This is a genomic window from Dyella sp. NPDC103356 (assembly GCF_055584465.1).
Window position 1 is genome coordinate 107,094 of sequence record NZ_JBVJLZ010000010.1, and the last position, 19,002, is coordinate 126,095.

A 19,002-nucleotide genomic window follows, 5' to 3' on the forward strand; every position below is an offset into this window, starting at 1 on the left:
TGAGCAGAACGTCTCGATACTAGGCCGAGATACAAGCCCCACGCATCGACAACGGCCGACTCCGCCAGGTGGCCGCAGGCCATGTCGCGGCAGCGCGCGTGCCTACGGACGTACAGCCGCGGCCTGGGGCCAATGCATTACTAGATCCTGCAAGGAAAGCTGCTCACGCAAGCCTGCGTCGCATGAGGTCGCCCGTCGACAGATCTCGTCGCGCATTGCGCCTGCCTCAAACGCCGGAATTTGCCATGATCCGCCCCCTCGCCAACCTGCTCGTTGTTATCGGCCTGCTCGTGTCGTCGCGAGCCGTGGCCGCCGAGCCGTCCTTGTTTACCGAGCACGAACTCCAGTGGATAAGCGACCATCCGGTGGTCGAATTTGCCGGCTATCCCGATTGGCAACCTTTCGAAAGCGTCCATCGCGGCAAGGTTTCCGGACTGTCCCTGGAATACCTCGCGGCCATTTCCAAGATCAGCGGCCTGACATTTCGGCCCGTACTCGAATCGGATATCAAGCAGGCGCGCGCAGCGCTCGCCAAAGGTACGCTCGACCTGCTTCCGGTGGTCACCGCACAAAATGACGGCGTCGATGCCGGCGATAGCAGGGGCCAGCTCAGCTCACCGTATTTTGTCGGTACCGCGGTCATTATCACGCGCGATTCGATGCCCAATATCTATGACCTGGAGCGCCTGAAGGGGCACCGCGTCGCGGTACGCGAACATGGCATCATGCATCGCCTGCTGAAGGAGCGTTACCCGGGCATCGTGCTGCTGCCGATGTCCTCGCCGGAGCAGGAGCTGCAAGCCGTCTCAACGGGCATAGCCGACGCGGCGATCGACGTCGACGCCTTGCTGATGCCGCTATGGCGGCGTGGCTACGACAGCAACCTGCATGTGTCCGGGACCGTCAACGATGCGCTGCTCAATGTACGCATGCGTGTGCGCGACGATGAGCCCGAGTTGCGCTCCATTATCGACAAGTCATTGGCGACACTGACCGCCAAACAGACCGACGACATGATGGAGCGCTGGATGATCGACTCCGACTACGGCGCCCCGTCGTGGACGGTACTGCTGCGTTTCCACTCGACCGCCTTTATCGGCATCAGCGCTGTGCTCGCCCTCCTTGCCGTGCTGTATATCTTTGCCCGGCGCGACCACCGTCGCGCGATACGCAGCGAGCGTGAGAAAGCCATGTTCCTTGCCACGATGAGCCACGAGATCCGCCTGCCCACGAGCGCCCTGCTATCGGCCGTGGAACTGCTGCGCTCTACCCGCCTGGACGCCCAGCAGTCGACAATCGTCGACACCGCCACGACCTCGGCCGATGCGCTATTGCGCCTGATCGACAATGTGCTGGATATCTCGAAACTCGAAGTCAATGGCCTGAAGCTGGAACGACTACCGGTCAACCTGAAGAAGATCGCCGATGATGTCGTCAATGTGGTGCTGCATAAGGCCAACGAGAAAGGGGTTCCCGTACATGTCGACATGAACCTGCAGGCCGGCCATACAGTCGTGACCGACCCGACGCGCCTGCAACAGGTATTGATCAACCTGCTCTCCAATGCAATCAAGTTCACCACTCACGGCAACGTCACGCTGCAGATGCGGCTGCAACCGAGTGAAGGCACGGAGCTGCCAGCCCAACTGACGGTGCGCGTCAAGGACACGGGCATCGGTATTGCCGCCAGCCGTCGCAATCAGCTCTTCCAGGCCTATGTACAGGCTGACAGCTCGATTCAACGGCGCTACGGCGGCACCGGTCTGGGCCTCAATATCTGTCGCCAACTGGTCGAACTGATGGGCGGCACCATTGCGATCAAGAGCGAGCTGGGCGAAGGCACGACCGTAAGCTTCACGATCCCGGTCGCCATTGCCGACGCCGACGAGCTGCATGCCGAGGCAGCGCCCGCGTATCCCCAGGCCAAGCTGACGGTGCAACCGATCGAAAGAGCGAACCGCCCGTCGATCCTGCTGGTGGAGGATCACCCCGCCAATCGGTTTGTGATCGAGCAGCAACTGCGCAGCCTGCAGTGCCGTGTCTTCACCGCCGAAACCGGCCGTGCCGCCCTGGACATGCTCCAGCAGCACTCGTTCGACCTGGTCATGCTCGATTGCGGTCTCCCGGATATGGAAGGCTACGAAGTCACGCGACAGGTGCGCGCCAGAGAAGCCAAGCTGCACCGCCACACGCCAATTGTCGCCATGTCCGCCAGCAGCAATGCGGTGCACAAGATGGCCTGTATCGAATGCGGCATGGATGGCGTGCTGACCAAACCCTTGCAGTTGGCCGTACTGAAAGCCGAGATTGCGTTGTGGTGTGGGTTCGACGCGCCATCGGCCGGCGAGCGTGAAGGTCTCGTGTAGCCGCCGTTGACCGTTGACGATGGCAGGCACGGTGATTACGCTCGGCCTGCCCTGTCAACGAAGGATCGCAAGGGCTTCACGTGCATCGATCTGCGTCCTTCCATCGGAGCCCGCCGTGAAATACCCACTCCTTTTCCTGCCACTGGCCTTGGCCGCCTGCGCGGCAACACCGGCGCATGACCGTGGCGCCATGGCACCGGATGGCTCGCAACTGCCTCGTTATCATTGGGCCCTGCAACAGGCTCAGGACAAAAGCGGTACGCACATCGACAGCTTGTTCGCGCGCGCCGATGCACCGCTGCAACTCGACTTTTCCGCCGGCCGCCTCAGCGTAGTGAACGGCTGCAACCGCCTCGGCGGTTCGTACAGCATCAAAGAAGATCGACTATCGGTCGGTCCGTTGATGCAGACCATGATGGCCTGCCCGGATCCCAGGCTCGCCGCCCAGGACGCTGCCATCGGCGCCCGCCTGCGCGATCCGCTGAGCTTTTCGATCGGCGACGCGAACGCCTCGCCCCGTCTTCAATTGGTCACCGCGTCAGGCGATACCCTGGTTTTTCAGGGGCAGGCCACAGCACAGACGCGCTACGGCAGCGAAGGCGAGACGGTGTTTCTGGAGGTGGCGGCAGACACTCGGCCCTGCTCGCATCCACTGATCCCGAACATGCAGTGCTTGCAGGTTCGCGAGCGGCACTACAACGCTGACGGCGTGGCCGATGGACAGCCTGGCGCATGGCAGCCGCTACATCAGAACATCGAGGGCTACACGCACGAGGCCGGCATTCGTAACGTGCTGCGGGTCAAGCGCTACCCGCTGCACGATGTACCGGCCGATGCGCCATCGACGGCCTATGTACTCGATATGGTGGTCGAATCGGAAGTGGTCGGAGCAAAGGCCGGCCACTGAGCGGTACCAACTGTCGACGCCTCAGGCGCCGACACGATCCCGAACCCTGCCCATGTCGCGCACCGGCCGGATCTCGATGCAACCGGTGCGTATCCAGGGAAACTCCGACGCGATCTTCACAGCCTCATCGAGACTGTCCGCCTCGATCAGGTTGAACCCGGCCAGGTATTCCTTGGTTTCGGCAAACGGACCATCCAGCACGGCGACCTTGTCGCCACGGATGCGCAGGGATTTGGACTGCACCGGCGCTTCCAACTGCTGCGAATCGAGCAGGTAACCGTCCGCGCGCAGCTCGTCGGCATGCTGCAGGCAACCGCGCATCATGCTGTCGAACTCCCCCTCGGGCAGGGCATCGAGCAGATTGTCGTCGCTGTAAATCATCATCAGAAACTTCATTTCGCACCCTCTGATAATCGCTTTGGCGCCGCCGTCAGCGATGTTGGATCGATTAATGGCGGTTAACTTGTAAACACTAACACTAGCTTGTCAAGTAAACGAATGGCATTATCCGGACGCCAACCGCTGCGCGGTGCAGCGAAGGCTCATCGACATGGGGTTAACCATGGCCACGGCAAAGAAAGCTACTGCAAAGAGAGCCGCCAAAAAGGCGACGCGTAAATCCACGGCAAAAAAAGCCGCGAAGAAGGCAGTCAGGAAAACCGTGAGAAAGGCAGCCGCAAAGAAAACCGTGCGTAAAACTGCACGTAAAGCGGCTAAAAAAACCGTAAGAAAGACTGCACGTAAAGCGACGCGCAAGACCGCAGCAAAGCGTCCGGCGGCTAAGAAAGCTGCCAAAAAGGCCACGAAACGGGCCACCAAGAAAGCGACAAAGAAAGCAACCAAACGGTCCACTGCCAAGAAGACCACTGCCAAAAAGCGGACCGCCAAGCGCGCCGTGAAGAAGGCAACCCGCAAGACAGCTCGTCGGCGCTGATCCTGAGCGCACAACGAGACGATGGAGCAAGGTGCATGGATGCCGTCCGGTAAGCCGGCGGCATCCATGTCCACCTGAAGAGCCAAGGGATGGCTGTTATCTTCGTTATCGCGAACCGATCGCGAGAGGGGTTCGTCGCCCCCTGTCATCCGCCCGCTCCCGGTTACTCTTGCCATGAAAGTCATCTTGTTCGGCGCCACCGGTATGGTCGGCCAGGGCGTATTGCGCGAATGTCTACAGGCCTCCGACGTAGACGAAATCCTCACCATTGGGCGCACGCCGCTGGATACCAGCCATCGCAAACTGCGCAACATCGTTCTTCCCGACCTGTTCGATTACCGTGATATCCAGGCCCATCTCACCGGCTACGACGCCTGCTTTTTCTGTCTGGGCGTTTCGGCCGCTGGCCTGGACGAGATGGCGTATACCCACCTCACCTACGACCTGACTCTGGCGGCGGCCCAGACCCTGGCCGCGCGCAATCCCGGCATGACCTTTATCTATGTCTCAGGCGCAGGCACGGACAGCACCGAACGAGGCCGCAGCATGTGGGCAAGGGTGAAAGGGCGAACCGAGAATGCGCTGCAACGCCTGCCCTTCAAGGCGGTTTATCTGTTCCGTCCCGGGATCATCCAGCCGATGCATGGCGCACGCTCCAAGACGGGCGTGTATCAGGCGTTCTACACCGTCATGCGGCCGTTCTTTCCGCTGATGCGCGCGATTGCTCCACGCATGCTCACGACCGAGCGGGTCGGGCGGGCGATGCTTGCCGCGGTGCGAGGTGGTGCGCCGCAAGCGGTGCTGGAGGCGAGCGACATCTATCTGTTGGCGGAACGGGAACCGAGTAAACAGGCGTGAGCGCTCAATAAGCTGCCCCGCTAGAAATTGTTCAGATGCAGAATGTTCCCATCCGGGTCCTTGAGCCAGACCAATTTCGCATCGCCGGCGACATGGATATTGCCCTGCATCCGGGAGTCGCCAATGCCCGGATAGTGCTCGAACACGACGCCCTTGGCCTCGAGATCGGCCACGATACGTTCGATATCTTCACCGCATCCCCACACCACCGCGTTGGCACGATTGCTGCCTGCCTCCTGCGAGCGGTAGACGGTCAACCGAGTGTCGCCGGTCTTGAAATTGAGTACGGCGTCGGAGCTTTTCAAAAGCTCGAGTCCGAGCACGTCCGCATAGAAACTCCGCGCCCGCTCGATGTCTCGCACGGCCACGATGGCATAGGCATTTCTGTCGCCCAACATGTCGCACCTCCGTTAGCACGCTCAACGATCAGGAACGTCGTGTAGCGCATGGCGGGCTGTACGAATGTGAAGGAGATGAGTACACCGCTACGTCAGAGCACCCGTATAACCTCCCGGTCGTCATCCCGGCGCAGGCTGGGACCCAGTGACTTTGTGGTGGGTTGTCGCGAGAACCATCAAGCATTGGCTCTATCGCGAAGATCGAAAACCGGAGTCACTGGATCCCGACCTGCGCCGGGATGACAAGTAGGAAGGGTTTCATGAGTATCCCTGAAATCGCCTCTACATCAGACGAGTTACTCCGCCAGCTTCCCCGGGCCACGAGACACAAACCGGTTGTCCGGCACGATCCAGCGCCAGGGCAAGGCCACGGAGCGACTGATGCCGATGCGCGGCAACCCGCGCAATGCCTTGGGCGGTGGCGTACCGTCGTCGAGAAACTGTATTCGCGAATTTGCTGCGACAACGTCCATGCCCGTGTCGGCGCCGGTCATACCCAGCGCCTGCGCCAGCCGCCCCGGACCGCGACACAGATCACGATCGACAATCCGCGAACCGCGTGCCGTGCGCATGGCTTCCAATCCGGCGATAGGTTCCAGCGCACGCAGCAGTACCGCCGACCCCACTCCTTCGGGCGCACAAACGACATTGCCGCACCAATGCACGCCGTAGGAAAAATAGACGTACAGATGGCCGGGCTCGCCGAACATCACCGCGTTGCGCGCCGTCTTGCCGCGAAACGTATGCGCCGCCTCGTCACGCGCGCCTTCATAGGCTTCGACCTCGACGATCCGTCCGGCCCGACCATCGGCTGTTGCGACGATCTTGTTGAGCAGCCGCGGCGCAACGATGGACGCATCCGCCGAGAAAAAAGACCGCGGCAATACCGTACCGAAGGGCGACAGCGCACGGTTCTTCATCTTGAACAGCTATCTCACTGCAGCCGTTGACGCCCGATCGTATCAAAATATTCATTTGAACCCCGCCCTGTCACGGGCTACTTTCGCCCGTTACGACCTCCCCATGGAACCGACTGCCATGAAAGCGACGTTGTACCCGATCCGGTCATGGTCCTCGCACCTGACATTGGCTGCCGCGTTCGCCATCGGTTCGATGGTTCCAGCCTGCACACTGGCGCAGGAGAGCGCAGCAACCTTCCAAAACGCTCCCCCTGCTGCAGCCGCGACCAAAAATCCCTACGCCGGACAATCCGAGGCTATCGCGGCAGGCAAAACGCTCTATGCCACCGATTGCGCCAGCTGCCATGGCGCGGCGGCGCAAGGCAACGGCAACGTACCGGCGCTGGCCACTGCAAGCGTGAAGCGAGCCAGTGCTGGAGCGCTGTTCTGGTTCATTACCCATGGCAGCGTGAACAACGGTATGCCCGCCTGGGGCGGCCTGCCCGAAGCGCAGCGCTGGCAATTGGTGAGCTACCTGCAGTCGCTCGATACAGGAACCGCGCAAGCATCGACCAAGGCTGCCGCCAGCGATGCGATGGTGGCCGGAAACTGGCCCGCACCCAAGGCACCGTTCACTGATTTTCGCTACGAATCCCCCGGCACCACGCGCAAGATTACCGTCGCCGATCTGCCGACCCCATTCGCTACGCCATCGGCCGGCAATGCACCGCAAGTCGTCGCGCGCCCTGCCGATGCATGGCCCAAGGCACCTGCAGGCTTCAAGGTCGAACTGTTCGCCACCGGCTTGCATAACCCGCGCCTGCTCCGCACCGCGCCCAATGGCGACGTCTTCGTTGCCGAAACGCATGCCGGTCAGTTGTCCGTCTTTCGCGGCACGACCGCGGATGGGCATCCGAAGGAAACCCAGGTTTTCGTGAAGGGACTGAACGCGCCGTTCGGCATCGCGTTCTATCCCACCGGCCCGAATCCGCAATGGATCTACATCGGCGACACCGATGAAGTGGTCCGCATTCCCTATCGCAACGGCGATCTGCAGGCACGCGGCAAACCCGAGCATATCGCCGACCTGCCGCATAGCGACCGGGGCCACTCCACCCGCGATGTGCGTTTCTCGCCGGACGGCAGCCGCATGTATGTCTCGGTCGGCTCGGCGTCGAATGTCGACGATCCGGACACCACGCCGGGCGAGAAAAATCGCGCCGATATCCTGGTCTTCAAACCCGACGGATCGGACATGCACGTTTTCGCTTCGGGCATTCGCAACGCGGTAGGGCTTGCCGTCGATCCGAAGAACGGCGAGCTATGGTGCTCGACCAACGAGCGCGATGGCCTGGGCGACAATCTTGTTCCCGATTACATCACGCACGTCCAGGAAGGCGGCTTCTACGGCTGGCCGTGGTGGTACATGGGCGCGCATCAGGATCCGCGGCATGCCGGCAAGCATCCCGAATTGGGCAGCAAGGCCATCGTCCCTGACGTATTGCTCAATCCGCACAACGCGTCCCTCGAACTGACTTTCTACGACGGCTCGCAATTTCCTGCCGAATATCGCGGCGACATCTTTGCGGCCGAGCACGGTTCATGGAACCGTTCGGCACGCGTGGGTTACGAAGTGATCCGTGTGCCACGCCATGGCGGCACGCGCGCCAGCGGCGAATATCAGGACTTCCTTACCGGTTTCGTACTGCCCAACGGCCAGGCATGGGGCCGGCCCGTCGGTGTCACGGTAGCGACGGATGGCGCGCTGCTGGTCAGCGACGACGGCGGCAACGTGATCTGGCGCGTGAGCCACGTGAAAGAGTAGAAGGCCTCAGAACCATTGGTTGTATCGACATGGCGATATGTCATGGCGATGGACATCTGGACGGCTAAACCTGCGTGCTAGGTTTATTCGATACCGCCTGGCGATCGACGACGACGTCACGATCGCCAGGCCACGTCGACAGATTGCCCCCGGATCCTCCATGAAGAAGCTTCTCGCCAGCGCCCTGTTCCTCTTGCTGACTCCGGCCTACGCGGCCGATACCGCCGCGCCTGCCACCATCGCCGATGCGCTCAAGCAGGCTGCGCAACAGCATCGCCCGGTGCTGGTCGATTTCCACGCGGTGTGGTGCTACTCCTGCTACTACATGGCCAGCCACGTCCTGACCGGGTCCGACTGGCAGGCGGTGGAGCGCAAGGCCATCGTGGTCGAAGCCGATGCCGATTCACCCGATGGCCGCCAATGGATGGACAAGCTCAAGATCTCCGCGCTGCCGAGCTATGTAGTGCTGGACGAGCACGGCAACGAGCAAGGCCGCATCCTGGCCGAGCAACCACGGCAGAAGTTCTATCCCCGGGTCAACGCCATCCTGTCCGGCAGCGATGCCTTGGAACCGCTCAAGGACAAGGCCGCACACGGCTCGACCGACGCCCTCATTGCTGCGCTCGATGTGTATAAGGCGCGCAACGATAGCGCCACCGGGCTTGCCTGGTATGCCCAGCTGCCAGCGAATGTGCGCACGGCCGCCAGCAGGAACGCTCGTGCCGTTACGTCGCTGGAGCAGCTGCACCTTGCCCAGGCCAAGATCAGCAAAGACAACACCGCTATTTTGGCCAGTGCGCAGAAAGTGCTGGCCGGCGACCCGGGTTGCAGCCGACCTTACGTGTTGCTCGATCTGCTGCACGCAAGCGAAAAATTGCCCGACGCGCAGCGCCACAGCGTGCTAGCCACACAGCGCAAAGCCACGGATACTTATCTCGATACGCAGATCTTTACGGCAACCCCCAACTGCGCCGACCAGCGCAGCGCCGTGATCGCCAGCGCGGATCTGGATGCCGCCACCGGTGACGCCACGGCAGAGAAGGCCTTGCTCGATCGCGCCATCGACACGACCCGCCGTGCCTTGGGCGACAATCTCACCAGCGATCGCAATCTCGCCGACAACCTGCGCGTCTACCTGCTTCGCGCCAAGCGCTCCGACGAACTGGATGCCTATCAGCGCAAGCTGATCGCCGCCTACCCCGACGATTATGTCTACGCCTACCGCTATGGCCGCAGCCTGCTGGAATCGAACCGGCCCGAAGCCGCCCTGCCCTGGCTAGCCCAGGCGGCGGACAAGGCCTATGGCGTGAACCGCCTCACGGTTACCGGCTACCAGGTGCAAGCGCTGAAGACCCTGCACCGCCAGAACGACGCGGAAGAATTGGTCACGGCGGTGCTGAAGGAAAACGGTCCCTGGTTCCCCGAGCAGGTCGCCGAACTCAAGGCCGAACTGAAGTCCTGAAGTGCGGGGCCGCTTCACGCGGCCGAGCGATCGAACTGGTACATATAGCCGATGCCGGCCAAACAACGTTGGTTCACAGCCCTGCTTATCGCAGCCACGGTGCTTGGCATTGCGCTGGGCTGGCTGTGCAACCACGCGCTGACGCCGCAACAGAATATCGACGTCGCCGCCGGCCTTTCCATCGTTACCGATGCGTTCCTTCGCCTGATCAAGATGATCATCGCGCCGCTGGTGTTCGCGTCGCTGGTACCGGCCATTGCACGCATGGGCGGCATCGGCGAGATCGGCCGCGTCGGCGTCAAGGCGCTGGCGTGGTTTCTCGGCGCGTCCTGCCTGTCATTGACCATCGGGCTGTTGATGGGCCACTGGCTGCAGCCGGGCGCGTCGCTGCATCTGTCTCTTGCATCGTCAGGAGCGCCGGCTGGCGAGGCCGGCTTTACATTTGCGGATTTCATGACACATCTGATCCCGCGCTCCATCGTCGAGGCGATGGCCGGCAACGAGATTCTGCAGATCGTGGTGTTCTCGATCTTTGTCGGCAGCGCCGCCGCCGCGCTCAAAGACAAGGTATTGCCGTTTGTGGAGGCTGTCGAACAACTGGCCGCCATCATGTTCAAGGTTACCGACTACGTGATGAAAGCCGCACCCCTGGCCATCTTCGCCGCACTGGCAGCCGCCGTCTGCGTCCATGGCATTGGCATGGTAGGAACGTATGCACGCTTTGTCGGTGGATTTTATGTGTCGCTGGCCATACTGTGGGCGCTATTGATCGCCGCCCTGGTTTTGATCGTCGGGCCGCACAGCCTGCGCTTGCTTGGCAGCGTTCGCCAACCTGTACTGCTTGCGTTCGCAACCTCGTCGTCGGAAGCGGCTTATCCACGCCTGCTGGAAAAGCTGGTCGCTTTCGGCATCCCTCAGCGTATCGCCAGTTTCGTGTTGCCGCTGGGCTACTCGTTCAACCTGGACGGGGCGATGATGTATTGCAGCTTCGCGATCCTGTTTATCGCGCAGGCGTACGGCATCGACTTGTCGTTGGCGCAACAGCTCACCTTGTTTGGCTTGCTCATCGTGACCACCAAAGGCGTCGCGGGCGTGCCACGTGCCGCCATCGCGGTGATCGCCATCACCCTGCACTACTTCAAACTTCCCGATAGCGGCGTGGCGCTGGTGTTGGCGGTCGATCATGTGCTCGATATGGGACGCTCGGCGACCAACATCCTTGGCAACGCGGTGGCCGCCGCCGTGGTCGCGCGCTGGGAAAAGCAGATTCAAGTCCTACCCGATATCGATATCGCGTCCTGATGTCCCCACACCTTCACTGACGAGTTCCCATGCCTGCCATCGCCTATCTCGAATGCTCCCGTTGTCATGCACGGCTTTCGGCCGATACGCCGCAAACGCTGTGCACACAGTGTCCCGACGCACCTGCTGGTGCGCTGTACGTGCGCTACGACCTATCGCATTTGCACGGCAGCTCGCCCCAGGATGTCGTCGGCGAACAGGCCGGCACGCCATGGAGCGGCATGTGGCGCTATCGCGCTGTGCTACCCGACGCGGCACCGGTCAGCCTGGGCGAAGGCTGGACACCGATGTTGCGCAGCAAGCGCCATGCCGGGCTATGGCTCAAGGAAGAAGGCGCCAATCCCACCGGTTCGTTTAAGGCACGTGGTCTTTCCCTGGCGGTGACCATGGCTCGCCACTATGGTTTGCACAAACTGGCCGTGCCGTCCGCAGGCAACGCTGCGGGTGCACTCGCCGCTTACGCGGCCGCCGCGGATATCGAAGCGCACATTTTCATGCCGCAGGACGTGCCGCTTGCGAACTACGTCGAAGCCACGGCCTATGGTGCGCACGTCACCCTGGTCGATGGAGTCATCTCCGATTGCGCGCGCATCGTAGGCGAACGCAAACAAAGCGAAGGCTGGTTCGATATTTCCACCTTGAAAGAACCCTTCCGTGTGGAAGGCAAGAAGACCATGGGTTACGAACTGGTCGAGCAGTTGGGTTGGGAGTATCCCGATGCCGTGTTCTATCCCACCGGTGGCGGCGTGGGTCTTATCGGCATGTGGAAGGCGTTCGACGAACTGGAGCAGCTAGGCTGGGTGAAGCCGGGCAAACGACCGCGCATGTTCGCTATTCAGTCCAGTGGATGCGCACCGGTGGTGCAGGCATTCGACCAGGGCGCCGCTGCCAGCCAGATGTGGCAAAACCCCGAGACCGCCGCGTCCGGCCTGCGCGTGCCCAAGGCGTATGGCGACTACATCATTCTGGACATCCTCAAGGCGTCCGGCGGTATGGCCGTTGCGGTGTCGGACGAGGACATCTTTGCGTCTTTGCGCGACTGGGCCGCCCATGAAGGGATCTTTCTGTCGCCCGAAGGGGCCGCGGCCACCGCCGCCTATACGCAGTTGTTGAATACCGGCGTGCTCAAGGCGTCGGATCGGGTGGTGCTGTTCAATACGGGCGCCGGGTTGAAATATGTGGATGTGACGGCGGCGGCGTTGGGGCTTCGAGTCTAGGAAAACCCTTCCTACCCGTCATCCCGGCGCAGGCCGGGATGACAGATTAGGAAAGGAGTTTTAGAAAACTCAGGATGACTTTTTTCTACACGCCCAAATGCTCGCTCGCATGATCGATCACCATCCGCTTGAGTTGCGCAAGCGCCGGCGTCATTTCACCCTGCCCCGCATGCAGACAAAGCTCGACGCTGGGCAAAGACGGCAAACCATGCGTTTCATCCAGGCGCATCAATGACGGCGGCACGCCGGCCATCGTCCGCAAGGTAATCCCGAGACCTGCCGCCACGCCTGCCCAAAGGCTCTGCAGGCTCGACGTGGTATACGCCAGCCGCCAGGAAATGGACGCCTTGTCCAGCGCCTCCGTGCCCGCCCGGCGAAAGAAACATGGCGATTCGTACAGCGCCAGATCGATGGGAACATTCGGCCGCAAGACCACCCCCGATTCAACGGGCCCGATCCATGCCATCGGCAAGGTCGCCATAGGTTCGGCATCGGAACGGCTGGCATAACCCATGACCAGGACAAGGTCGAGCTCGCCCTTGTCCAGACGCTCGAGCAACAGGCCATTGCGCTCCACCGAGACATCCACGCGAACGGCAGGATGCGCCTTCTTGAACTGCCCCAGCGTCGCCGGCAACCAGCTCTCGGCGAAATCGCCAGGCAAGCCGAAGCGAACCACACCTTCCACCGACGCGCCTCGAACGGCGCGAACCGCTTCATCATTGAGATCGAGCATGCGGCGTGCATAGGAATGCATCAGCTCGCCGGTTTCCGTGAGCACCACATGCCGCCCCCGCTTGCGAAACAGCGGCTCACCTAGCTGGCTTTCCAGCTTCCTCATCTGCTGGCTTACCGCGGACTGCGAACGACCCACGCGCTCCGCGGCACGATGCAGGCTGCCCAGTTGCAGGATCGCGACCAGGGTCCGTAGGGCATCCATATCGAGATTGGGCAGACTCATCACTTTAGATTTTCTAATCGATTAGTTTCGAATTATCGGATTTTCTTATCTATAGGCAGAGCCTACCATCGAAATCCCTGATCGGCCTCACTCATCAAAGGAAAACACGCCATGAAAGCTCGCACGGCACGCAACATCCTCGCCCTGCTGGTATCGGCCTGCTCACTGTGGACGTCATCGACGCTTGCCGATCAGGCAACATCCCCGCTGTCACTGGCCGGAACCTGGACCCTGGTCGCCGCCGACGTGCAGCACCCGGACGGCTCCGTCGCGCGCGACTTCGGCGCCAAGCCGAGCGGCTTGCTGCTGATCGACAGCCAGGGCCGCTATTCCTTGCAGATCTTCAAAGCCGAGCGCCCGCAGTTCGCCGAGGGTGACAAGGCGAAAGGAACCGATAGCGAATACAAGGCCGCCGTCATGGGTTCGAGCACGCACTTCGGCACGATCAGCGTGGACTCGGCCAGCGGCACGCTGGTCTTTCACATCCAGGGCGCGTCGTTCCCCAATTGGGAAGGCCAACAGCAAAGCCGGCACTACGAGTTCAAGGACAATGTCCTGAGTTACCGCGTGACGCCACGACCGAACGGCGACATACCTATATCGGTCTGGAAGCGCGTCGACTGATGAAGCCACCACCAAGTCCTATCTCGGCAATAGCGAAGTCGTCGAGGTCAGCGACGAAGGACGTTCGCAGCAGGCAGCTAGGTTTATTTCAGAGCGCGAGAAGTTCTGGCTCAACAGTGCGATGGATTCAGTTGATGTGAATCGCGCTTGCAGTCGTCCAAGGCCCCGGTCAAGCTAGACCGTTTAGTCCAACCGGGAAAATCCATGTCCGACCAAGAAACCATCATCCAGATCATGCCCGCCGACGGCTGGGTTGCCGTCTATGAAATGGACGGCGAGGAAAGTGCCGAGCCGATCGTCTGCTTTGCGCTCGTCGAATCGATCGAGGACGGCGTCAAGCGCCGCGATGTTCGTCCCATGTGCGCGGACGGCAAGCTGATCGACTTTGCCGACGAAGCGGAAAACTTCGTGCGCGTGGAAGAGCTGGAAACCTTCGACGAAGACGAAGAGGAAGAAGACGCCGAGTAAGGCGGGCGTTATTCCCCTGAGGCGGGAAGGCGAACGATCGCCTTCCTGTCGTACGATCAGCGTCGCCGCGACGTGCTCCTTGGCTTCAAGGCGTCCAGAGCCGACTCGTTCGCTCGTGCCCAGTCGTAAAGCCATTCGATCGGCTGAATCATCAGCCGGCCCAGTTCGGTAAGCGTGTAATCGACACCCGGCGGCACCGTGTCGTGCACATGCCGGCTCACCAGGCCACTTTCCTCAAGCTCTCGTAGCGTCTGCGTCAGCATTTTCTGGGATATACCCGGCAAGCTCCGATGGAGCACACCTGTCCTGGCACTTCCTGCGTGCTGCGCATACAGCGCGTGCAGGATCATGCTGGTCCATTTGGTGGCGAAGATCTCCAGGACGCGCCGCGGTGCGCAATCCTCGCGCCATTGGTCATCCGGCGTACCGGGTTTCATAGGGTGGTTACCATTTTGTGCCGACTTGGATTGGCCATGAACAGCATTTATGGTGCTGCCCATTGGCTTTTTCCAGAGACATTCATGAACAAGGCACTGATTGTTGGATCGACCGGTATCGTCGGCAGCGCCATGGCGCAGCTGCTGGTCGACAAGGGCTGGCAGGTTGCTGGCCTCGCGCGCCGTCCCACCGCGCGCGCCGGTGTTACGCCGATATCGGCCGATCTGCTCGACGGCAATTCGACCCGACGCGCGCTGGCAGGCCTCGCGCCGTCGCATGTCTACATCACGACATGGTCGCGCCAGGCATCGGAAGCAGAAAACATCCGGGTCAACGCAGCGATGGTGCGTCATGTCCTGGATGCGGTTGGCGACGCCGGCAGTGTCAAACATGTCGCACTGGTCACGGGGCTTAAACACTATCTGGGACCGTTCGAAGCCTACGGCAAAGGCGCGTTGCCGCAAACGCCGTTTCGCGAAGAACAAGGTCGGCTGAATATCGACAATTTCTATTACGCCCAGGAAGACGAGGTATTTGCGGCTGCGGCACGCGATGGTTATCACTGGAGCGTGCACCGGCCGCATACCATCACTGGCGTCGCCGTCGGCAATGCCATGAACATGGCAACCACACTGGCGGTTTATGCATCCATCTGCCGAGCTACCGGGCGCCCGTTTCACTTCCCCGGTTCGGCCGTGCAATGGAACAGTCTCACCGATATGACCGACGCACGCCTGCTTGCCCGGCACCTGCTATGGGCCTCCACGACGCCGGCCGCGGCTAACGAAGCATTCAATATCGTCAACGGCGATGTCTTCCGCTGGAGTTGGATGTGGAGCCGCATCGCCGAATGGTTCGATATCGAACCGGCGCCATTCGATGGTGTCGTTCGTCCGCTGGAACAGCAGATGGCAAACGATGCAACGATCTGGCGCGATATGGCCGGTCAAAAGCAGCTTGCCGAACCGGATATCCATCGTCTCGTTTCGCCCTGGCATACCGATGCCGACCTGGGCCGCCCGATCGAAGTGGTGACCGATATGTCCAAGAGCCGACGCCTGGGCTTTCTCGATTACCAGCCCAGCGACCAGGCGTTCTTCGATGTGTTCGATCGGCTGCGTCAGGAACGTTTGATTCCCTGACGCTATCTGCTGAAGTCCGTCGGCTTTTCCAACTGATGGATGGCATCCTGGATGTCATCCAGCTTCGCGGCCAGCGCCGCTTGTGCGTCGTAAAGGCCGCGATTGTAGAAATAGACGCCGATCTCCTTGCCGAAGAAATCCAGCAGAAACTCCGCATCGAAGCCGCCGATTTTCTGCTGAAGTTCTTCAGAGAAATACAGCTGAATTTTCCTGACAATCAGGGCCTTTTCTTCGCTGCTGAATGAAATGCTTTCCATCGATCTCAACCGGGTCGCGGGATCAGCGCATCACCAAAGACACTTCGCTGTGGTCGTCCTGTTGCACCAGCAGCACCTTGCCATCGCGCTTGACCAGCTGATCCGTGCGCTTGCCGCTGATATGCAGGCGACCGATATCGAACTGGTAGGTCACATCGACCGTTGCGCTGCGATGGTCCGGGGCAAACACCACGTTGTTCTGCTGGTTGTTGTAGCTCACATTCAACGGTACATGTGCAGCTTCGGCCGCCTCGCGCAGCCGCGCGATGGACTTTTGCATGTCATCGCAATACTTGGCCTTGTCCAGCTCCTGGCGTACCGACTCACCGCGCACCTGCGAGACCGAAGTTCCATGGAAGTCGTCGGCTACGAGCGCACAGGATGCATTTACGTCTAGTGCGGCGGTCGTCTTGCTGTCCATAACGTAGAAGTCGGCAATGGCGCTGTCGCTCAATTGCCGCGCATGCATATAGCCCCACCCCGCCAGCACGATCAGCAAGGCGCCGAGTATATAGATCCGCATCGTTTTCCCCTTGTGGACGTCACTGTCCGAATGCGCATGGTGCGCAGGGGCTTGGCCGGAGTCAATATTCCTGGCGGCCAAGGGTATGACCGTCGTGGCGTGTTGTGGGAGCAATTTCGTGGAACCTCGAGCCCCCCAACTCGTCATTCCGGCGCAGGCCGGAACCCAGTGGCCTTGTGGTGGGTTGTCGCGAGAACATGCAAAGGCTCGCGTTATCGCGAAAACTGAAAACCGATGTCACTGGGTTCCGGCCTGCGCCGGAATGACGATAACTAGAACCGAGGCCATATCGAGGCTCCCTTCAGTCGCGACTTACAGTGATGTCGCATCCGACGCCCGCAACACCTGCTGACGCCCGTTCTCGAGTATTTCATCGGCCAATGCCGGATCCGCCTCGACGACAGCGCGCGAAAGCAGCAACGATCCGACCATCTGACTGAAAAGCGCCATGGCCTTTCTTCGCTTCTCTTGCGGATTCTCCCCGTCGATCACCTTCGCCAGTTCATTGAAATTCGACGCCAGCCCTTGGGCATAGGATCGCCGCGCTTCCTCGCCGAGTCGTCGAACATCCCCGGCAAACCCGCTCAACGGACAACCCGCCTCGATATCGGCACGGTGATCGGATGAGAGATACCACTCGATTTGTCGCCGGAGCGGATCGGCCGCTTTCGCCCTGGATGCTTCGATGCCCGCAGCGAATTGGGCTGCCGCGCCCTCCATCGCGTCGTCCATGACGGCGGCGACCAGCGCGTCCTTCGATTTGAAGTGGTTGTAGAACCCGCCCTGGGTGAACCCCGCCGCCTTGGTCAGCTCCGTCAGCCCGACGGCAGCCACCCCGCGATCGCGGAAAAGCTTGGCCGCCGAAGCGACAATAGCTTGTTTATTTTCAATAGCTTGCTGTTTTGAAACGCCCATATGCCGGCTCCTCTGAGGCTGCCTTTTCACAGGTCGCCTCCGATAACAATGGTGATCACCATTGACATTTGTCATAGGTGGCATCACACTGAATTTCGTCGATGGTGATCACCATCGTGATTTCATTCTAGCGCAACGCGGCCAAACGTCCAGCTGCGATCGAAGAGGAAAGACCATGGCAAAGACTTCGCCTGAGCAGAACAAGACCCTCGTCATCGAGGCGTTCGACACGCTGTTCAACAAGCGCGACTACGACGCTGCTGCGCGCTTCTGGTCCGACCGGTACATCCAGCACAGCGCACATATCGACCCGGGCCGCGACGGGCTGTTCAACCTGGTTCGCAGCACTCCCGACAGCTTGCGCTACGAACACGGCCTGATCCTGGCCGAAGGCGACTACGTCATCGTGCATGGACGTTTCTCCGGCACCGGCCGCCCGGCGGCATGGATTGCCGCGGACGTGGTGCGCATCGAAGACGGCAAGCTCGCCGAACACTGGGATGTGTTGCAGGACGAAGCCACGCAAACCGATTCGAAAAGTGGATTGCCCATGTTCGGCGATCGCTTTCCCGCTTGAACCCCTACCTACAGAGAACTCTCATGAAACTCACTGGCAACACCGTCTTTATCACTGGCGGCGGCTCGGGCATCGGCCGCGGACTCGCCGAAGCGCTGCACAAGCTGGGCAACAAGGTGATCATCGCCGGCCGCCGACGTGGCCATCTCAACGCGGTGATCGCAGCCAATCCCGGCATGGAAGCGGTCGAACTGGATATTACCGACCCGGCCAGCATCGAGCGCGTGGCGGCGAAGCTGATCGTCGATCACCCCGAACTGAATGTCCTGATCAACAACGCCGGGATCATGCAGCCCGATACCGTTGCCGGAAAGATCGACGAGGCACTGCTGACCTCGACCATCAGCACAAACCTGCTCGGGCCGATCCGCATGACATCCGCGCTGATCGAGCACCTGAAGAGCAAGCACAACGCGGTTGTGGCGTACACGAGTTCGGTACTTGCGTTTGTGCCACTGGCCATTACCGGTGTTTATTCGTCGACCAAGGCAGCGCTTCATTCCTACGCCCTGTCGCAACGCTTCATGCTTCGCCATACCGGCGTTCGCGTCATCGAGATCGCGCCACCTTGGGTACGCACCGAACTCATGAACAGCCAGGAAGCCGAACTGGCTATGCCGCTGGATCAGTTCATTACCGAAACGATGGCGATTCTTGGCACGGACGCGGATGAGAATGTGGTTGAAGCGGCCAAGCCGTTCCGCTCCAACGTGGGGCCGAGTGAGCATGACTTCGTCAATGGCTTTAACGAGCAGGCGCTTGCGCTGTTTGGTGGTGGCTAAGCTGACAGTTGGCGGCAACGATCACGTCAGCTAGAAACCCTCACACCCATCGTCATCCCGGCGCAGGCCGGGATCCAGTGGCTTCGGTTTCCGGTTTTCGCACTAGAGCAAACGCTCGATGGCTTTCGCGACAACCGATTGCAAAGT

21 protein-coding genes are annotated in these 19,002 nt (G+C 60.9%); 12 read left to right on the forward strand and 9 right to left on the reverse strand.

The window, feature by feature from the left end; all coding sequences use genetic code 11:
* Positions 1-245 precede the first annotated feature (245 nt).
* Both ACZ6WW_RS20000 and ACZ6WW_RS20005 read left to right on the forward strand, forming a co-directional pair.
* Positions 246-2,366 (forward strand): ATP-binding protein, encoded by a 2,121-nt coding sequence (locus tag ACZ6WW_RS20000; protein ID WP_465275758.1) that lies wholly within the window; start codon positions 246-248, stop codon positions 2,364-2,366.
* A gap of 115 nt (positions 2,367-2,481) precedes the next feature.
* A complete protein-coding gene (locus tag ACZ6WW_RS20005; protein ID WP_465275759.1) occupies positions 2,482-3,273 on the forward strand; it encodes a DUF4377 domain-containing protein in 792 nt (263 codons plus the stop codon).
* Positions 3,274-3,294: 21 nt separating this feature from the next.
* On the opposite strand, the gene ACZ6WW_RS20010 is transcribed toward ACZ6WW_RS20005, so the two are convergent.
* Together ACZ6WW_RS20010 and ACZ6WW_RS20015 are read right to left on the reverse strand one after the other, a co-directional pair.
* On the reverse strand, positions 3,295-3,669 hold the full coding sequence (locus tag ACZ6WW_RS20010) for a YciI family protein (RefSeq protein WP_465275760.1): 375 nt from the start codon (positions 3,667-3,669) through the stop codon (positions 3,295-3,297).
* A gap of 108 nt (positions 3,670-3,777) precedes the next feature.
* Positions 3,778-4,383: a hypothetical protein gene (locus tag ACZ6WW_RS20015; RefSeq protein ID WP_465275761.1), complete on the reverse strand. Its 606-nt coding sequence runs from the start codon at positions 4,381-4,383 to the stop codon at positions 3,778-3,780.
* Here ACZ6WW_RS20015 and ACZ6WW_RS20020 point away from each other — a divergent pair.
* A complete protein-coding gene (locus tag ACZ6WW_RS20020; protein ID WP_465275762.1) occupies positions 4,382-5,065 on the forward strand; it encodes a Rossmann-fold NAD(P)-binding domain-containing protein in 684 nt (227 codons plus the stop codon). The genes ACZ6WW_RS20015 and ACZ6WW_RS20020 overlap by 2 nt on opposite strands.
* Positions 5,066-5,085: 20 nt before the next feature.
* Here ACZ6WW_RS20020 and ACZ6WW_RS20025 read toward each other — a convergent pair whose 3' ends face one another.
* Together ACZ6WW_RS20025 and ACZ6WW_RS20030 are read right to left on the reverse strand one after the other, a co-directional pair.
* The gene (locus ACZ6WW_RS20025) at positions 5,086-5,463 is read right to left on the reverse strand and encodes a VOC family protein (protein ID WP_465275763.1); all 378 of its coding nucleotides are present in this window, start codon (positions 5,461-5,463) and stop codon (positions 5,086-5,088) included.
* A gap of 296 nt (positions 5,464-5,759) precedes the next feature.
* A complete protein-coding gene (locus ACZ6WW_RS20030; protein WP_465275764.1) occupies positions 5,760-6,383 on the reverse strand; it encodes a DNA-3-methyladenine glycosylase in 624 nt (207 codons plus the stop codon).
* A gap of 118 nt (positions 6,384-6,501) precedes the next feature.
* On the opposite strand from ACZ6WW_RS20030, the gene ACZ6WW_RS20035 reads away from it, so the two are divergent.
* From ACZ6WW_RS20035 to ACZ6WW_RS20050, 4 genes are all read left to right on the forward strand, one after another.
* Positions 6,502-8,187, forward strand: coding sequence for a PQQ-dependent sugar dehydrogenase (locus tag ACZ6WW_RS20035; RefSeq protein ID WP_465275765.1), 1,686 nt, complete (start codon positions 6,502-6,504; stop codon positions 8,185-8,187).
* A gap of 160 nt (positions 8,188-8,347) precedes the next feature.
* Positions 8,348-9,649 (forward strand): thioredoxin family protein, encoded by a 1,302-nt coding sequence (locus tag ACZ6WW_RS20040; protein ID WP_465275766.1) that lies wholly within the window; start codon positions 8,348-8,350, stop codon positions 9,647-9,649.
* A gap of 51 nt (positions 9,650-9,700) precedes the next feature.
* Positions 9,701-10,951 carry a dicarboxylate/amino acid:cation symporter gene (locus tag ACZ6WW_RS20045; protein ID WP_465275767.1) on the forward strand — a complete coding sequence of 417 codons (1,251 nt, stop codon included), beginning with the start codon at positions 9,701-9,703 and terminating at the stop codon, positions 10,949-10,951.
* Between the two features lie 29 nt (positions 10,952-10,980).
* Positions 10,981-12,168 carry a threonine synthase gene (locus ACZ6WW_RS20050; protein ID WP_465275768.1) on the forward strand — a complete coding sequence of 396 codons (1,188 nt, stop codon included), beginning with the start codon at positions 10,981-10,983 and terminating at the stop codon, positions 12,166-12,168.
* Between the two features lie 85 nt (positions 12,169-12,253).
* Here the strand turns inward: ACZ6WW_RS20050 and ACZ6WW_RS20055 are convergent, their stop codons facing one another.
* On the reverse strand, positions 12,254-13,129 hold the full coding sequence (locus ACZ6WW_RS20055; RefSeq protein WP_465275769.1) for a LysR substrate-binding domain-containing protein: 876 nt from the start codon (positions 13,127-13,129) through the stop codon (positions 12,254-12,256).
* A 111-nt stretch (positions 13,130-13,240) separates the two neighbouring features.
* On the opposite strand from ACZ6WW_RS20055, the gene ACZ6WW_RS20060 reads away from it, so the two are divergent.
* Together ACZ6WW_RS20060 and ACZ6WW_RS20065 are read left to right on the forward strand one after the other, a co-directional pair.
* On the forward strand, positions 13,241-13,753 hold the full coding sequence (locus tag ACZ6WW_RS20060; RefSeq protein WP_465275770.1) for a lipocalin-like domain-containing protein: 513 nt from the start codon (positions 13,241-13,243) through the stop codon (positions 13,751-13,753).
* A 204-nt stretch (positions 13,754-13,957) separates the two neighbouring features.
* Positions 13,958-14,221, forward strand: coding sequence for a hypothetical protein (locus tag ACZ6WW_RS20065; RefSeq protein ID WP_281851854.1), 264 nt, complete (start codon positions 13,958-13,960; stop codon positions 14,219-14,221).
* 56 nt (positions 14,222-14,277) lie between these two features.
* On the opposite strand, the gene ACZ6WW_RS20070 is transcribed toward ACZ6WW_RS20065, so the two are convergent.
* On the reverse strand, positions 14,278-14,658 hold the full coding sequence (locus ACZ6WW_RS20070) for a winged helix-turn-helix transcriptional regulator (protein ID WP_465275771.1): 381 nt from the start codon (positions 14,656-14,658) through the stop codon (positions 14,278-14,280).
* An 84-nt stretch (positions 14,659-14,742) separates the two neighbouring features.
* Here ACZ6WW_RS20070 and ACZ6WW_RS20075 point away from each other — a divergent pair, with 84 nt between their 5' ends.
* Positions 14,743-15,801 (forward strand): SDR family oxidoreductase, encoded by a 1,059-nt coding sequence (locus tag ACZ6WW_RS20075; protein ID WP_465275772.1) that lies wholly within the window; start codon positions 14,743-14,745, stop codon positions 15,799-15,801.
* Between the two features lie 2 nt (positions 15,802-15,803).
* Here ACZ6WW_RS20075 and ACZ6WW_RS20080 read toward each other — a convergent pair whose 3' ends face one another.
* The 3 genes from ACZ6WW_RS20080 to ACZ6WW_RS20090 all read right to left on the reverse strand — a co-directional run bounded on the left by ACZ6WW_RS20080 (position 15,804) and on the right by ACZ6WW_RS20090 (position 17,496).
* Positions 15,804-16,058, reverse strand: coding sequence for a DUF2164 domain-containing protein (locus ACZ6WW_RS20080; protein WP_465275773.1), 255 nt, complete (start codon positions 16,056-16,058; stop codon positions 15,804-15,806).
* A 22-nt stretch (positions 16,059-16,080) separates the two neighbouring features.
* Positions 16,081-16,581 (reverse strand): hypothetical protein, encoded by a 501-nt coding sequence (locus ACZ6WW_RS20085; RefSeq protein WP_465275774.1) that lies wholly within the window; start codon positions 16,579-16,581, stop codon positions 16,081-16,083.
* Between the two features lie 312 nt (positions 16,582-16,893).
* Positions 16,894-17,496 (reverse strand): TetR/AcrR family transcriptional regulator, encoded by a 603-nt coding sequence (locus tag ACZ6WW_RS20090; protein ID WP_465275775.1) that lies wholly within the window; start codon positions 17,494-17,496, stop codon positions 16,894-16,896.
* 175 nt (positions 17,497-17,671) lie between these two features.
* On the opposite strand from ACZ6WW_RS20090, the gene ACZ6WW_RS20095 reads away from it, so the two are divergent.
* Entirely contained in the window at positions 17,672-18,073 is a 402-nt protein-coding gene (locus ACZ6WW_RS20095; protein WP_465275776.1) for a nuclear transport factor 2 family protein, read from the forward strand.
* Between the two features lie 23 nt (positions 18,074-18,096).
* Complete coding sequence (locus tag ACZ6WW_RS20100) at positions 18,097-18,855, forward strand: SDR family oxidoreductase (RefSeq protein WP_465275777.1); 759 nt, start codon at positions 18,097-18,099, stop codon at positions 18,853-18,855.
* The last annotated feature ends 147 nt before the right edge of the window (positions 18,856-19,002 follow it).

What these genes read in the sequence shown, in the direction of transcription:
- ACZ6WW_RS20000 (WP_465275758.1), top strand. Translation starts at nt 246, where the DNA reads ATGATCCGCCCCCTCGCCAACCTGCTCGTTGTTATCGGCCTGCTCGTG.
- ACZ6WW_RS20085 (WP_465275774.1), bottom strand. Translation starts at nt 16,581, where the DNA reads ATGCGGATCTATATACTCGGCGCCTTGCTGATCGTGCTGGCGGGGTGG.
- ACZ6WW_RS20055 (WP_465275769.1), bottom strand. Translation starts at nt 13,129, where the DNA reads ATGAGTCTGCCCAATCTCGATATGGATGCCCTACGGACCCTGGTCGCG.
- ACZ6WW_RS20010 (WP_465275760.1), bottom strand. Translation starts at nt 3,669, where the DNA reads ATGAAGTTTCTGATGATGATTTACAGCGACGACAATCTGCTCGATGCC.
- ACZ6WW_RS20030 (WP_465275764.1), bottom strand. Translation starts at nt 6,383, where the DNA reads ATGAAGAACCGTGCGCTGTCGCCCTTCGGTACGGTATTGCCGCGGTCT.
- ACZ6WW_RS20035 (WP_465275765.1), top strand. Translation starts at nt 6,502, where the DNA reads ATGAAAGCGACGTTGTACCCGATCCGGTCATGGTCCTCGCACCTGACA.
- ACZ6WW_RS20065 (WP_281851854.1), top strand. Translation starts at nt 13,958, where the DNA reads ATGTCCGACCAAGAAACCATCATCCAGATCATGCCCGCCGACGGCTGG.
- ACZ6WW_RS20015 (WP_465275761.1), bottom strand. Translation starts at nt 4,383, where the DNA reads ATGGCAAGAGTAACCGGGAGCGGGCGGATGACAGGGGGCGACGAACCC.
- ACZ6WW_RS20045 (WP_465275767.1), top strand. Translation starts at nt 9,701, where the DNA reads ATGCCGGCCAAACAACGTTGGTTCACAGCCCTGCTTATCGCAGCCACG.
- ACZ6WW_RS20090 (WP_465275775.1), bottom strand. Translation starts at nt 17,496, where the DNA reads ATGGGCGTTTCAAAACAGCAAGCTATTGAAAATAAACAAGCTATTGTC.
- ACZ6WW_RS20080 (WP_465275773.1), bottom strand. Translation starts at nt 16,058, where the DNA reads ATGGAAAGCATTTCATTCAGCAGCGAAGAAAAGGCCCTGATTGTCAGG.
- ACZ6WW_RS20060 (WP_465275770.1), top strand. Translation starts at nt 13,241, where the DNA reads ATGAAAGCTCGCACGGCACGCAACATCCTCGCCCTGCTGGTATCGGCC.
- ACZ6WW_RS20095 (WP_465275776.1), top strand. Translation starts at nt 17,672, where the DNA reads ATGGCAAAGACTTCGCCTGAGCAGAACAAGACCCTCGTCATCGAGGCG.
- ACZ6WW_RS20040 (WP_465275766.1), top strand. Translation starts at nt 8,348, where the DNA reads ATGAAGAAGCTTCTCGCCAGCGCCCTGTTCCTCTTGCTGACTCCGGCC.
- ACZ6WW_RS20020 (WP_465275762.1), top strand. Translation starts at nt 4,382, where the DNA reads ATGAAAGTCATCTTGTTCGGCGCCACCGGTATGGTCGGCCAGGGCGTA.
- ACZ6WW_RS20070 (WP_465275771.1), bottom strand. Translation starts at nt 14,658, where the DNA reads ATGAAACCCGGTACGCCGGATGACCAATGGCGCGAGGATTGCGCACCG.
- ACZ6WW_RS20025 (WP_465275763.1), bottom strand. Translation starts at nt 5,463, where the DNA reads ATGTTGGGCGACAGAAATGCCTATGCCATCGTGGCCGTGCGAGACATC.
- ACZ6WW_RS20075 (WP_465275772.1), top strand. Translation starts at nt 14,743, where the DNA reads ATGAACAAGGCACTGATTGTTGGATCGACCGGTATCGTCGGCAGCGCC.
- ACZ6WW_RS20100 (WP_465275777.1), top strand. Translation starts at nt 18,097, where the DNA reads ATGAAACTCACTGGCAACACCGTCTTTATCACTGGCGGCGGCTCGGGC.
- ACZ6WW_RS20050 (WP_465275768.1), top strand. Translation starts at nt 10,981, where the DNA reads ATGCCTGCCATCGCCTATCTCGAATGCTCCCGTTGTCATGCACGGCTT.